Source organism: Bradyrhizobium sp. Ses1 (assembly GCF_059512365.1).
In genome coordinates this window covers 477354-491225 of sequence record NZ_JCAMOQ010000001.1, presented here as the reverse complement: position 1 = coordinate 491225, position 13872 = coordinate 477354, and the positions used below count along the sequence as shown (strand labels likewise).

The following is a 13872-nucleotide window of genomic DNA, read 5'->3' as shown; positions in this document are numbered from 1 at the left end:
GGCTAGCCGATCGCGATACCGCCGCCGATGGTGCGGTTGAGCACCTGCGTGGTTTTCTCGATCCGCTCAGCGGCGGCGTTGAGTGCGTTCGAGATCGCGACTTGCGTGGCGCGGGCGCGATCGACCGCCGCAGCGCCGGAGTCGCGCAAGGATTCGATTTCCTGCTCCAGGCTGCGGATGCGTGCGCCGGCGTCGACCAGTTCGTCGCAGGCGGTGAGCGCCGCCATCACGGTCAGGCGCGCATCGCCGATCTCACCGAACTTGCCGCGCAGCGATTCGATGCGCGATTCAAGGTTCTCCGCGAGCTTCAAGAGACGAACTTCCTGCCCCTCTTCGCACGCCATGCGGTATTGCCGGCCGTTGATGGTGACGTTGATGTGACTCATCGCGTGTTCTCCTCGCCATCAAGCACGGCGCGGATGGTGCCGATTGCCGCATCCAGCTTCTCGGCGATCTCGCGATTGGTGCGCTCGAGCTTGCGCGTCTTCACCAATGAGCTATCGAGCTCGTCCGCAAGCCGCGAGCGATCGGCACCGAGCGCCTGGATCCGGCTCGCCAGTTCGTTCTCGTCGCGGTCAGCCTCGCGCCGCCGCTCAACGGCGCTTTCCAGAGCATCCAGCGCCGCCATCAGCCGCCGTGTGGCGGCGTCGACGTCGGCGATAGCGGGCTCGGCATTGGCAGCCGCGTTGGTGGAACGATCGCTCATACGAGACAACGTACATCCTCGATGGCGTGGCCGTCCGCGAATCCTTGCGGTTCGGCAAGCGCTTAGGCGATGAAATTTACGTGGTGAGCGAGGCCGGCGCAACGCCGCCGGTAAACTATGCACCGATAGATGGAGCCGCCCCGGGGGTCGCACCTGTCGGTTTTACCCAGGCCCGTCCGCTCGGGAAACCGGCGCTTAGGGGGTTCGTGCCCCCTTCGGCCGGACACACCGGAGGCAACTTTGCGGCCGAAAGCGCGTTTCCTTGCCTTCGACTTCCCTTGGACTTCCGGAATTGAGGTGCTATCCAGCCTTTCCCCGTGCCTACCACCCGCATATGGCGGCCCTCCGGGCAGCGCGCATGCAAGCCAAGCCTCTCATTTCAGACGGATTTTCATCATGACGCAAGTCGATCACACCCGTATGGCCAACGCCATTCGTGGGCTCGCAATGGATGCGGTCGAGAAGGCGAAATCCGGCCATCCCGGGCTGCCGATGGGTGCGGCCGACGTCGCGACCGTCCTGTTTACACAGTTTCTGAAATTCGATGCGGCCGACCCGGCCTGGCCGGACCGCGACCGCTTCGTGCTCTCGGCCGGCCACGGCTCGATGCTGCTCTATTCGCTGTTGTACCTCACGGGCAACAAGGACATGACGCTCGACCATCTCAAGCACTTCCGTCAATTGGGTTCGCTGACGCCGGGGCATCCGGAGAACTTCCACACCAAGGGCATCGAGACCACCACCGGCCCGCTCGGCCAGGGCATCTCGACGGCGGTCGGCATGGCGGTCGCGGAGAAGATGCTCGCTGCCGAATTCGGCAAGAAGATCGTCAACCATCACACCTACGTGCTCGCCTCCGACGGCGACCTGATGGAAGGCGTGTCGCAGGAAGCGATCGCGCTCGCCGGCCACTGGCGGCTCAACAAGCTGATCGTGCTCTATGACGACAACGGCATCTCGATCGACGGCCCGACATCGCTTGCGGATTCCGTCGACCAGGTGAAGCGATTCAAGTCGGCGGGCTGGGCCGCCGAGCACATCAACGGCCAGGATCAGAAAGCGATCGCGGACGCGATTACGCGCGCGCAGAAATCGAGCAAGCCGACGCTGATCGCCTGCAAGACCACGATCGGCTACGGCGCGCCGACCAAGGCCGGCACCAACAAAGTCCATGGCGAAGCGCTCGGCGCCGACGAACTGAAGGCCGCCAAGGAAAAGCTCGGCATCTCGCTCGAACCGTTCTCGGTGCCCGATGACGTGCTGAAGGCCTGGCGCGAAGCGGGTGCGCGCGGCGCGGCGGAGCGCCAGGAGTGGGACGCACGCTACGCCGAGCTCGGCAGCCGCAAGCGCGCGGAATTCGAGCGCCGGCTGCGGCACGAACGGCCGGCGTCGCTGGCAAAGGCGCTGAAGGGACACAAGAAGGCGCTGCTCGAAAACCCGCTCAACGTCGCGACCCGCAAATCGTCGGAGGCCGCGATCGAGGTGATCGCCGCCGCGATGCCGATGGAATTTCTGGCCGGCTCGGCCGACCTCACCGGCTCCAACAACAACAAGGCGAAATCGGCGGTCAACTTCTCCGCCAAGACGCCGAAGGGCCGCTTCATCCACTACGGCATCCGCGAGCACGGCATGGCCGCGGCGATGAACGGCATCTTCCTGCACGGCGGCTTTGCACCGAACGGCGCCACCTTCCTGGTGTTCACCGACTATGCGCGGCCGGCGATGCGACTTGCGGCGTTGATGGGTACCGGCGTCGTCTATGTCATGACGCACGACTCGATCGGGCTCGGTGAAGACGGCCCGACACACCAGCCGGTGGAGCATCTCTCGGCGCTGCGCGCCATTCCCAACATGCGCGTGTTCCGCCCCTGCGATGCCGTCGAGGTTGCAGAATGCTGGGAACTCGCGTTGAACCGGATCGACGGCCCGACGGTGCTGGCACTGACGCGGCAGAACCTGCCACAGCTTCGAACCACCGCGCCTGCCGACAATCCGTGCAGCCATGGCGCCTATGAGCTGGTCGCGGCGCAAGGTGACGCAAAAGTGTCATTCTTCGCCTCCGGTTCCGAAGTTCAGATCGCTGTCGACGCGCAGAAACAGCTCGCGGAACGCGGCATCCCGTCGCGGGTTGTGTCGGTGCCTTCGCTCGAATTGTTGCTGGCGCAGCCGGAAGAGCGGAAAAAGGCCATCATCGGCAACGCGCCGATCAAGATCGCGATCGAGGCGGCCGTGCGCTGGGGTTGGGATGCCGTGATCGGCCAGGACGGCGAGTTCATAGGCATGCACGGTTTCGGCGCCAGCGCGCCTGCCAAGGACCTGTTCAAGCATTTCGGAATTACCGCCGAGGCCGCCGTTAACGCTGCCCTGAAGCGCGTCGGCTAGCGGTTGAGCTTGCCCCGAAAAAGGACTAGGTAACTCCTATCTAATCCGTCCTCGTCCGGCCGAACCGGGCGATCCGCCGTAACACCCTCGCTGGAGCACGCGCCAGCGGGGACGGCAACAGCTATTAGAGGAGTGAAACAGCATGGCAGTCCGGGTCGCAATCAACGGGTTCGGCCGCATCGGCCGCAATGTGCTTCGAGCCATCGCCGAGTCTGGCCGCAAGGACATCGAAGTGGTCGGGATCAATGATCTCGGCCCGGTCGAGACCAACGCCCATTTGCTCCGTTTCGACTCCGTGCACGGCCGCTTCCCGGGCACCGTCACCGTCGATGGCGATACGATCAGCGTCGGCGACAGCAAGATCAAGGTGTCCGCCGAGCGCGATCCGTCCAAGCTGCCCTGGAAGGAGCTCGGCGTCGACGTCGCGCTGGAATGCACCGGCATCTTCACGGCGAAGGATAAGGCGTCCGCGCATCTGACCGCCGGCGCCAAGCGCGTGCTGGTCTCCGCGCCCGCCGACGGCGCTGATGCCACCATCGTCTACGGCGTCAACCATGACACGCTGACCAAGGAGCACCTGGTGATCTCCAACGGCTCCTGCACCACCAACTGTCTCGCGCCGGTGGCGAAGGTCTTGAACGACACGGTCGGCATCGAGACCGGCTTCATGACCACGATCCATGCCTATACCGGCGACCAGCCGACGCTGGACACGCTGCACAAGGATCTCTACCGCGGCCGCGCGGCGGCGATGTCGATGATCCCGACCTCGACCGGCGCAGCCAAGGCGATCGGCCTGGTGCTGCCCGAACTGAAGGGCAGGCTCGACGGCGTCGCGATCCGCGTGCCGACGCCGAACGTCTCGGTGGTGGATCTGAAGATCGTCGCCAAGCGCGCAACCGACGCCAAGGAAATCAACGAGGCGATGAAGCGCGCCTCGGAGCAGCAGCTCAAGGGCATCCTCGGCTACACCACCGCGCCGAACGTCTCGATCGACTTCAACCACGATCCGCATTCGTCGACCTTCCACATGGACCAGACCAAGGTGCAGAACGGTACGCTCGTGCGCGTGATGTCGTGGTACGACAACGAGTGGGGTTTCTCCAACCGCATGGCCGACACTGCCGTCGCGATCGGGAAGCTGCTGTAACCATTTGTTTGTCGTCATGCCCGGCCTTGAGCCGGGCATCCACGTCCTTGTTTCCATAGGAGCAAGGATGTGGATGGACGGGACATAGGCGAGCGAAAGCGACGCCGTCCTTCGGACGGCGAAGCCCGGCCATGACAGAGGAAGCCCTGACATGAAAAACTTCCGCACCCTCGACGACGTCGATGTGAAGGGCAAGCGCGTGCTGCTCCGCGTCGATCTGAATGTGCCCATGGAAAATGGCCGCGTCACCGACACCACGCGGCTGGACCGTGTGGCGCCGACGATCACCGAGCTTTCCGACAAAGGCGGCAAGGTCATCCTGCTCGCGCATTTCGGCCGCCCCAAGGGACGCGATCCCAAGGAATCGCTGAAGCCCGTCGCTGAGGCGCTGTCGAAAGTGATCAAGAAGCCGGTCGCTTTCGCCGAGGACTGCATCGGCGAGGCCGCGGCAAACGCTGTGGCGGCGCTGAAGGACGGGGAGATCCTCTGTCTGGAGAATACCCGCTTCCACAAGGAAGAAGAGAAGAACGATCCGGCCTTCGTCGCGGAACTGGCAAAGCTCGGCGACATCTGGGTCAATGACGCGTTCTCGGCGGCGCACCGCGCCCATGCCTCCACCGAAGGCCTCGGCCACAAGCTGCCGGCCTATGCCGGACGCACCATGCAGGCCGAGCTCGACGCGCTCGGCAAGGCCTTGGAAGCCCCGAGCAAGCCGGTGATCGCGATCATCGGCGGCGCCAAGGTTTCCACCAAGATCGACCTGCTCGAAAATCTCGTGACCAAGGTCGACGCGCTCGTGATCGGCGGCGGCATGGCCAACACTTTCCTGCATGCGCAGGGCGTCGGCATCGGCAAGTCGCTGGCGGAGAAGGATCTCGCCGCGACCGCGCTGCGCATCCTGGACAAGGCCGCGGCCTCCAATTGCGCCATCATCCTTCCCGTCGATGCCGTCGTCTCCTTCCACTTCGCGGCCAATTCGCCATCGCATGCCTACGGCCTGGACGCGATCCCGGCCGAGGGCATGATCCTCGACGTCGGCCCGCAATCGATCGCCCGCATCCATGCCGCGATCGACGATGCGGCGACGCTGGTGTGGAACGGCCCGCTCGGCGCCTTCGAGCTGCCCCCGTTCGATCGCGGCACCGTGGTGGCCGCCAAGCACGCCGCCGAACGCACCAAGGCCAAGAAGCTGATTTCGGTCGCAGGCGGCGGCGATACCGTCGCGGCGCTGAACCAGGCCGGCGTGGCGCACGATTTCACCTATGTCTCGACCGCCGGCGGCGCATTTCTTGAATGGATGGAAGGCAAGCCGCTGCCGGGCGTCGAAGTCCTGAAAATCCGCTGACTACCAGCTCACGCGCGAACGCACTGCAAATACAGGGAGAATTCGGATGGCGCGCATTACCTTGCGGCAACTGCTCGACCATGCGGCTGAGCACGATTACGGGGTGCCGGCCTTCAATATCAACAATATGGAGCAGGCGCTGTCGATCATGGAGGCAGCCTCGAGCGTGGACGCGCCGGTCATCATCCAGGCCTCACGCGGCGCCCGGGCCTATGCCAATGACGTCATGCTCAAGCACATGATGGACGCCCTGACCGAGATCTATCCGCAGATCCCGGTCTGCGTGCATCTCGACCACGGCAACGAGCCCGCCACCTGCATGACCGCGATCCAGTCCGGCTTCACCTCTGTCATGATGGACGGCTCGCTGAAAGCCGACGGCAAGACGCCCGGCGACTGGGACTACAATGTCGGCGTGACCAGGACGGTCACCAACATGGCCCATCTCGGCGGCATTTCGGTGGAAGGCGAACTCGGCGTGCTCGGCTCGCTCGAGACCGGCATGGGCGACAAGGAAGACGGCCACGGCGCCGAAGGCAAGCTCTCCCACGACCAGCTCCTGACCAATCCGGACGAAGCCGTGAAGTTCGTGAAGGAGACCAAGGTCGACGCGCTCGCGATCGCGATGGGCACCTCGCACGGCGCCTACAAGTTCACCCGCAAGCCGGACGGCGACATCCTCGCCATGAACGTGATCGAGGAGATCCACCGTAAATTGCCGAACACGCATCTGGTGATGCACGGCTCCTCCTCGGTGCCGCAGGATCTGCAGGACATCATCAACGAGTTCGGCGGCAAGATGAAGCCGACCTGGGGCGTGCCTGTCTCCGAGATCCAGCGCGGCATCAAGAACGGCGTGCGCAAGATCAACATCGATACCGACAACCGCATGGCGATGACCGGGCAGATCCGCAAGGTGTTCAAGGAACACCCGGAAGAGTTCGACCCGCGCAAATATTTGAAGCCCGCGATGGAAGCGATGACCAAGCTGTGCAAGCAGCGGCTGCAGGAGTTCAATACCGCCGGCCAGGCCAGCAAGATCAAGAAAGTGCTGACCACGGCGGAAATGGCCAAGCGCTACGCCAAGGGCGAGCTCGATCCGAAGGTGGCGTGAAGCCGCCGCTGCCGTAGCCCGCGTGAAGCGTAAACCCGGGGCCACTTGCAACGCGGACACAGATGTCCCGGGTTACGCGTTCCGCTCCACCCGGGCTACAAGCTCTCCACCCTCCCCTCGCACCCGGAAGGCGGAGGGTCGTTCGATTTGTAGTCGCTGTTCGATTTTAATGTTAATCCTGCTCCGGCTTGCGCGCGGCGTCGGCCGCGGCGAACGTTTTCTAGGCAATTGCCCGATAACCGCCTATTTTGGTTTGCAAGGGCATGAACCATCTGGAGGACGTTCCATGAATCTCGCTGACCTCAACAAGATCGCGCTTGCCATGGTCACCCCGGGCAAGGGCATTTTGGCCGCCGACGAATCCTCAGGGACCATCAAGAAGCGCTTCGACGCGATCGGCGTGGAATCGACCGAGGAGAATCGGCGCGACTACCGCGAGATGCTGTTTCGCTCGACGGAGGCGATGAGCAAATATGTCTCCGGCGTCATCCTCTATGACGAGACGATCTGGCAGAACGCGAAGGACGGCACGCCGCTGGTCAAGCTGATCGAGCAGGCCGGCAGCATCCCCGGCATCAAGGTGGACGAGGGCACGCAAGCCTTGCCCGCCTGCCCCGGCGAACTCGTGACCGTCGGCCTCGACAAGCTGGCCGAGCGGCTGAAGAAGTATTACGAGCGCGGCGCGCGCTTTGCGAAATGGCGCGCGGTGATCGACATCGGACAGGGGATTCCCAGCACGACCGCGATCCATGTCAACGCGCATGCGCTCGCGCGCTACGCCGCACTGTGCCAGGCGGCGCAGATCGTGCCGATCGTCGAGCCGGAGGTGCTGATGGACGGCGGCCATGACATCGACCGCTGCTATGAGGTGACGCAGCAGGTGCTTAACACCGTATTCCACGAACTGTTCGTGCAGCGCGTCGCATTCGAAGGCATGGTGCTGAAGCCGAATATGGTGGTATCGGGCAAGAAGAGCCCGAAGCAGGCATCGGTACAGGACGTCGCGGAAAAGACCATTCGCCTCCTGAAGGCCTGCGTGCCGGCAGCCGTGCCCGGCATTGCCTTCCTCTCCGGCGGCCAGAGCGATGAGGAGGCAACCGCGCATCTTGACGCCATGAACCGGATCGGCGGCCTGCCCTGGAAACTCACCTTCTCCTACGGCCGTGCGCTGCAGGCGGCGCCGCAGAAGGCGTGGTCCGGCAAGGCCGGGAATGTCGCGGCCGGCCAGCGCGCCTTCACCCACCGCGCACGCATGAACGCGCTCGCGAGCAAGGGCGAGTGGGAGACCGGCCTGGAAAAGAAGGTGGCATAATTGGCCGCAAAGCCCGTTCCGCCGCGCCCGGCGCCGCGCCTCTATCTCGCGACGCCGGTGGTGGAAGATCCCTCCGAACTCATCGCAAGCCTGCCCGCTTTGCTCGCCGCGGCCGATGTCGCGGCAGTGCTGGTGCGGCTGCGCGAGACCGACCAACGCACGATGATCTCGCGCGTGAAAGCGCTAGCGCCGGTGGTCCAGAGCGCCGCGCTCCTGATCGACGGCCATGTCGAGCTCGTCGCGCGCGCCGGCGCCGACGGCGCGCATCTCACCGGCCTTGCCGCGCTGGAGGACGCGCTGCCGTCGCTGAAGCCGGACCGCATCGCCGGCGTCGGCGGGCTGCCGACGCGCCACGAGTCCATGGCCGCCGGCGAGCTCGGCGCCGATTACGTGCTGTTCGGCGAGCCCGATGCGAGCGGGCAGCGGCCCTCGACGCAGGCGATCGCCGAGCGGCTCAACTGGTGGGACGAATTGTTCGAGCCGCCCTGCGTCGGCTACGCCATTTCGCGTGAAGAGGCTTTCGAATTTGCAGCCGCCGGCGCGGACTTCGTCCTCGTCGGCGATTTCATCTTCGCCGACCAGCGCGGCGCTGGCACAGCGCTCGCCGAGGTCGGCGCGACCATCCGCGAAGCGCATGCGAGCGCGGTTGGGAAGCCAAGGGCAGGACTGACTCCGGAATGAGTCTGCTGCGTCCGATAGCGGTGGTGCTCGGCTGCGCCGTGCTGACGACGGGCGCGGTCGCGCAGATTTCGCTGACGCCGCCCGCCGCACAGGCGCCGGCCAGCAAGCCGGCTCCGAAAAAGGAAGCGCAGAAGCCTGCGCCAAAGCCGAAGGCAGCAGCGGAAAAGCCGAAGAGCGCGGCGGAAAAGAAGCCGGCCGCGCCAAAGCCGTCGCCTTCACCTTCGCCATCGCCGACCCCGACGCACCCGTTCGACGATCCCAATGTCGATCTCGTCTATGGCGCCTATCAGCGCGGCCTCTACAAGACCGCCTTCGACCTCGCCACCAACCGCGCAAACTACGCCCGCGACCCCAAGGCGATGACGATGCTGGGCGAGCTTTATGCCAACGGGCTCGGCGTCAAGCGCGATTACGGCAAGGCCGCCGAATGGTACCAGCGCGGGTCCGATGCCGGCGACCGCGAGGCGATGTTCGCGCTCGCGATGATGCGGCTTGCCGGCCGCGGCGGCCCGGTGAACAAGGACGAGGCGGTCAAGCTGCTGGCGTCCTCGGCCAAACTCGGCAATCCCAAGGCGGCCTATAATCTGGCGCTGCTTTATCTCGACGGCCAGACGCTGCCGCAGGACCTCAAGCGCTGTGCCGAATTGTTGCGGATGGCGGCCGACGCCGGCAGTCCCGAGGCGCAGTACGCGCTCGCGACCTTCTACAAGGAGGGCACCGGCGTGCCCAAGGATCTCGAGAAATCGGTGCGGCTGTTGCAGGCCGCCTCGCTCGCCGACAATGTCGATGCCGAGGTCGAATATGCGATCGCGCTCTACAACGGCTCCGGCACGCCGCGGAACCAGCCGGCGGCGGTGGCGCTATTGCGCAAGGCGGCCCGGCAGAACTCGCCAATCGCGCAGAACCGCCTCGCCCGCCTGCTCGCCACCGGCCAGGGCGTGCCGCAGGACAAGGTCGAGGCGTTGAAATGGCACACCGTCGCCAAGACCGCAGGCAAGGGCGATCCGGAACTGGACGAGATGCTGCTGGACATGAGCCCGCAGGACCGCGCCAAGGCCGAGGAGGCCGCACGCAATTGGCTCGGCACCGGCAAATGACGCCTTGACGGCGCCATCCCGAGAGGGCACGCAGTCGGAAATCCCCGACGGCGCTTGGGCCGTTTTCCCACCGACAAGCCCTCCATCATGCTCTATTCCGCCCTCATCAACGTCATGGTCAAGGCCGCGCGCCGCGCCGGCCGCAGCCTCAAGCGCGATCTCGGCGAGATTGAGCACCTACAGGTGTCGCTGAAGGGGCCGGCGAACTTCGTCTCGCTGGCCGACAAGCGCGCCGAGGAGATGCTCTACACCGACCTCGCCAAGGCCCGCCCGGGCTACGGCTTCATCGGCGAGGAAGGCGGCACCCGCGAGGGCACCGACAAGAGCCATAGCTGGATCGTCGATCCGCTCGACGGCACCACCAACTTCCTGCACGGGATCCCGCAATTCGCGATCTCGATCGGGCTGGCGCGCGAGGGCACGGTGATTGCGGGGGTGATCTACAACCCCGCCAATGACGAGCTCTATATCGCCGAGCGCGGCAAGGGCGCCTTCCTCAACGACCAGCGCCTGCGCGTCGCCGGCCGCCGCAGGCTTGACGAATGCGTGGTCGCCTGCGGCCTGCCCCATATCGGCCGCGGCGACCATGGACTGGCGCTGAAGGAGATGGCCGTGCTGCAGAACAAGGTCGCCGGCTTCCGCCGCTTCGGCGCCGCCTCGCTCGACCTCGCCTTCGTCGCCGCCGGCCGCCTCGACGGCTATTGGGAACGCAACCTCTCCCCGTGGGACATCGCAGCCGGGCAGATCATGGTGCGCGAGGCCGGCGGCACCGTGAGCGGCATCGAGGGCAATGACGATCCGTTGCAAACCGGACACGTGGTCTGCGGTAACGAATTCGTGCACGGCGAACTGGTGAAGATTTTGAAGCCGCTGGGGTAGTTGCTTCTTTGCAACCAAGTCGTCATGGCCGGGCTTGACCCGGCAATGACATGTCAGTGCGTTGGCCGTGCCGGTGCCGCATGCGGCTGCTGCGGCGCCGCCTCCTTCGGCTCGCGGTCGCCGGCCAGCACGCGTTGAACGCTGACGAAGAACACCGGGACCATCAACAGCGCCAGGATCACGACCGCGATCATGCCACCCATGACGACGGTGCCGAGCGCCTGCTGGCTGGCGCCGCCGGCGCCGCTGGCGATCGCCATCGGGAACACGCCGAACACGAAGGCGAGGCCGGTCATCAGGATCGGGCGGAAACGCAGCGAACAGGCCTCGATGGTCGCCTCGAGCAGCGGCTTGCCATGGGCGCGCAGGTCCTTGGCGAATTCGATGATCAGGATGGCGTCCTTGGCGGCAAGGCCGATGATGGTGATCAGGCCGACGGTGAAATAGACGTCGTTGGCGAGCCCGCGCATGCTCGCGGCGATCACCGCGCCGGTGACGCCGAGCGGTATGGTCAGCAGCACCGCGATCGGAATCGTCCAGCTCTCGTACAGCGCGGCGAGCAGGAGGAACACTACCAGCACCGACAAGCCTAGCAGGAACGGCGCCTGCGAGCCCGACAGCTTCTCCTGCAGCGACTGTCCGGTCCACTCATAGCCGAACCCGCGCGGCAATCTGTTCGCGAGCCGCTCCATCTCGTTCAGGGCATCGCCTGAGGTGTAGCCGGCTCGCGCCTCGCCGGAGATGCGCACGGCGGGATAATAGTTGAAGCCCGCGATCTGGGTCGGTCCCTTCTGCCATTCGACCGTGGCGAAGGACGAGAACGGCACGAGCTGCCCGCGGTTGTTCTTGACGTTGTAATTCAGGATATCATCCGCATTCATGCGGGTGAACTTGTCCGCCTGCACCACGACGCGCTGCATGCGGCCGCGGTTCGGGAAATCGTTGATGTAGTTCGAGCCGAGATTGGTCGAGATCGTATTGTTGATGTCCTCGAAGGTGACGCCAAAGGCGCCGGCCTTTTCCCGGTCGATCACCAGATTGACCTGCGGCGCCGGCGGGAGGCCTTCGATATAGACCTTCTGCAGCACGGGGCTGGCATTGGCTTCCGCGATCAGGCGGTCGGCGGCAGCCATCAGCTGGGCGTAACCCTTCTGGCCGCGGTCCTGCAGGCGGAACGAGAAGCCCGAGGAGTTGCCGAGGTTGTCGATCGGAGGTGGCTGCAGCGCCGAGATCTTGGCGTCGCGGATCGATGAAAGGTCGCGGTTGATGTCGGCGACGATTGCGGCCGCCGAATCCTTCGGCCCGCGCTCCGACCAGTCCTTCAGCGTGATGAAGGCCTGCGCGGTGTTGAAGCCCTGGCCGAGGAAGCTGAAGCCGGTGAGGAACGTGACGTTCTCGATGGCGGAGCGTGCCAAAAGATACTTCTCGACCTTCTCGATCGCCGCCTCGGTGCGGGCGAAGGAGGAATCCGAGGGCGTCTGCACGTCGGTGGTGATGAAGCCCTGGTCGTCGACCGGCAGGAAGCCGCCGGGCAGCCGCATGAAGCCCCAGCCAAGCCCGACCAGAAGCGCAACATAGATCAGCATCAGTCGTCCGGTGCGCTTCAGCGTCCATCCAACCGTGCGCGTATAGCCGTCGCGGCCGGCATCGAGCGTGCGGTTGAACCAGCCGAACACGCCGCGGCGGGCATGGCCGTGCCCGGCCGTGACCGGCTTGAGCAATGTCGCGCACAGCGCCGGCGTCAGCGACAGCGCCAGCAGCGCCGAGAACGAGATGGCGGCGACCATGGTGACCGAGAACTGGCGGTAGATGATGCCGACCGATCCCGGGAAGAACGCCATCGGGATGAACACGGCAACCAGCACCAGCGTGATGCCGATGATGGCGCCGGTGATCTGCGACATCGCCTTGCGGGTCGCCTCCTTCGGAGGCAAGCCCTCCTCGGCCATGATGCGCTCGACGTTCTCGACCACCACGATGGCGTCGTCGACGAGGATGCCGACCGCCAGCACCATGCCGAACATGGTCAGCATGTTGATGGAATAGCCGAGAAGCATCAGCGTGGCGCAGGCGCCAAGCAGCGCGACGGGCACGACGATGGTCGGGATGATGGTGTAGCGGATGTTCTGCAGGAACAGGAACATCACGATGAAGACCAGCACCACGGCTTCGACCAGCGTCGTCAGCACCTTCTCGATCGCAGCCTCGACCACGGGCGTGATGTTGTAGGGGATCTCATAAGAGATGTTGGCCGGGAAGAAGCGCGACAGCTCCTTCATCTTGGCTTCCACCGCGCTTGCGGTCGCGAGCGCGTTGCCGGTCGGCGACAGCAGCACCGAGAGGCCCGCCGTCGGCTTGCCGTTGAGGCGGGTCTGGAACTGGTAGCTGAGGCCGCCGATCTCAAGCCGCGCAACGTCGCGCAGGCGCACGGTCGAGCCATCAGGATTGGCGCGCAGGATGATGGCGCCGAACTCGTCCGGCGAAGAGAGCTGGCCCTTCACCAGAACCAGCGCCGAGACGCGCTGCGAGTCCGTCGCCGGCTCGGCACCGATGCTGCCCGAGGCGACCTGCGCGTTCTGCGCGGCAATTGCCTTGTTGACGTCGTCGGCGGTCAAGCCATAGCCGACCAGCTTTGCCGGATCGATCCAGATGCGCAAAGAGCGCTCGGTCGAATACAGCGTGGCACGGCCGACGCCGGGGATGCGGCGGATTTCCCCGAGCACGTTGCGGATCATGAAGTCGCCGAGGCCAATCTCGTCGAGGCTGCCATCGGTCGAGTTCAGCGTGATGATCTGCAGCACGGCGCTGGACGCTTCCTCGACCAGGATGCCCTGCTGGATCACGGCACGCGGCAGGCGCGCCTCGATGCGCTTGAGGCGGTTCTGCACCTCGACGGATGCCTGGCTGGTTTCGGTGCCCGGAACGAAATTGGCGATGATCTCGACCTGGCCGAGCGAGTCGCTGGTGGATTCGAAATTGAGGATGCCGGAGGCGCCGTTCAGCTCCTCCTCGATCAGCCGGGTGACGCTGTTATAGAGATTTTCCGGCGAGGCGCCGGGATAGCTGGTCGAGATCGAGATCGAGGGCGGCGCAATGATCGGATATTGCGCGATCGCCAGCAGCGGAATCGAGATCGCGCCGATCAGGCAGATGAAGAGCGCGACGACCCAGGCGAAGATCGGCCTGTCGATGAAAAAGCTCGCCAT

At 65.1% G+C, this 13872-nt stretch carries 11 protein-coding genes; 8 read left to right on the top strand and 3 right to left on the bottom strand.

The window, feature by feature from the left end:
- Positions 1-2: 2 nt before the first annotated feature.
- Positions 3-386, bottom strand: a complete 384-nt coding sequence (locus tag AC5ZG5_RS02340; protein ID WP_028163718.1) for a cell division protein ZapA — start codon at positions 384-386, stop codon at positions 3-5.
- The gene (locus AC5ZG5_RS02335) at positions 383-706 is read right to left on the bottom strand and encodes a DUF4164 domain-containing protein (RefSeq protein WP_028163719.1); all 324 of its coding nucleotides are present in this window, start codon (positions 704-706) and stop codon (positions 383-385) included. The genes AC5ZG5_RS02340 and AC5ZG5_RS02335 overlap by 4 nt, the downstream gene beginning before the upstream one ends.
- 396 nt (positions 707-1102) lie before the next feature.
- Here AC5ZG5_RS02335 and tkt point away from each other — a divergent pair, with 396 nt between their 5' ends.
- The 8 genes from tkt (at position 1103) to AC5ZG5_RS02295 (ending at position 10666) form a co-directional block, all read left to right on the top strand.
- Positions 1103-3088, top strand: a complete 1986-nt coding sequence (tkt, locus tag AC5ZG5_RS02330) for a transketolase (protein WP_456640933.1) — start codon at positions 1103-1105, stop codon at positions 3086-3088.
- 142 nt (positions 3089-3230) lie between these two features.
- Positions 3231-4238 carry a type I glyceraldehyde-3-phosphate dehydrogenase gene (gene gap / locus AC5ZG5_RS02325; RefSeq protein WP_456640932.1) on the top strand — a complete coding sequence of 336 codons (1008 nt, stop codon included), beginning with the start codon at positions 3231-3233 and terminating at the stop codon, positions 4236-4238.
- A gap of 151 nt (positions 4239-4389) precedes the next feature.
- Positions 4390-5583, top strand: coding sequence for a phosphoglycerate kinase (locus AC5ZG5_RS02320; RefSeq protein WP_130226480.1), 1194 nt, complete (start codon positions 4390-4392; stop codon positions 5581-5583).
- Between the two features lie 46 nt (positions 5584-5629).
- Entirely contained in the window at positions 5630-6697 is a 1068-nt protein-coding gene (gene fba / locus AC5ZG5_RS02315) for a class II fructose-bisphosphate aldolase (protein ID WP_130226481.1), read from the top strand.
- Between the two features lie 286 nt (positions 6698-6983).
- Positions 6984-8009: a class I fructose-bisphosphate aldolase gene (locus tag AC5ZG5_RS02310; protein WP_456640931.1), complete on the top strand. Its 1026-nt coding sequence runs from the start codon at positions 6984-6986 to the stop codon at positions 8007-8009.
- A complete protein-coding gene (locus AC5ZG5_RS02305) occupies positions 8010-8690 on the top strand; it encodes a thiamine phosphate synthase (RefSeq protein WP_456640930.1) in 681 nt (226 codons plus the stop codon).
- On the top strand, positions 8687-9787 hold the full coding sequence (locus AC5ZG5_RS02300; protein WP_456640929.1) for an SEL1-like repeat protein: 1101 nt from the start codon (positions 8687-8689) through the stop codon (positions 9785-9787). The genes AC5ZG5_RS02305 and AC5ZG5_RS02300 overlap by 4 nt, the downstream gene beginning before the upstream one ends.
- Before the next feature lie 87 nt (positions 9788-9874).
- Entirely contained in the window at positions 9875-10666 is a 792-nt protein-coding gene (locus tag AC5ZG5_RS02295) for an inositol monophosphatase family protein (protein ID WP_028163727.1), read from the top strand.
- Positions 10667-10719: 53 nt separating this feature from the next.
- On the opposite strand, the gene AC5ZG5_RS02290 is transcribed toward AC5ZG5_RS02295, so the two are convergent.
- Entirely contained in the window at positions 10720-13872 is a 3153-nt protein-coding gene (locus AC5ZG5_RS02290; RefSeq protein WP_456640928.1) for a multidrug efflux RND transporter permease subunit, read from the bottom strand.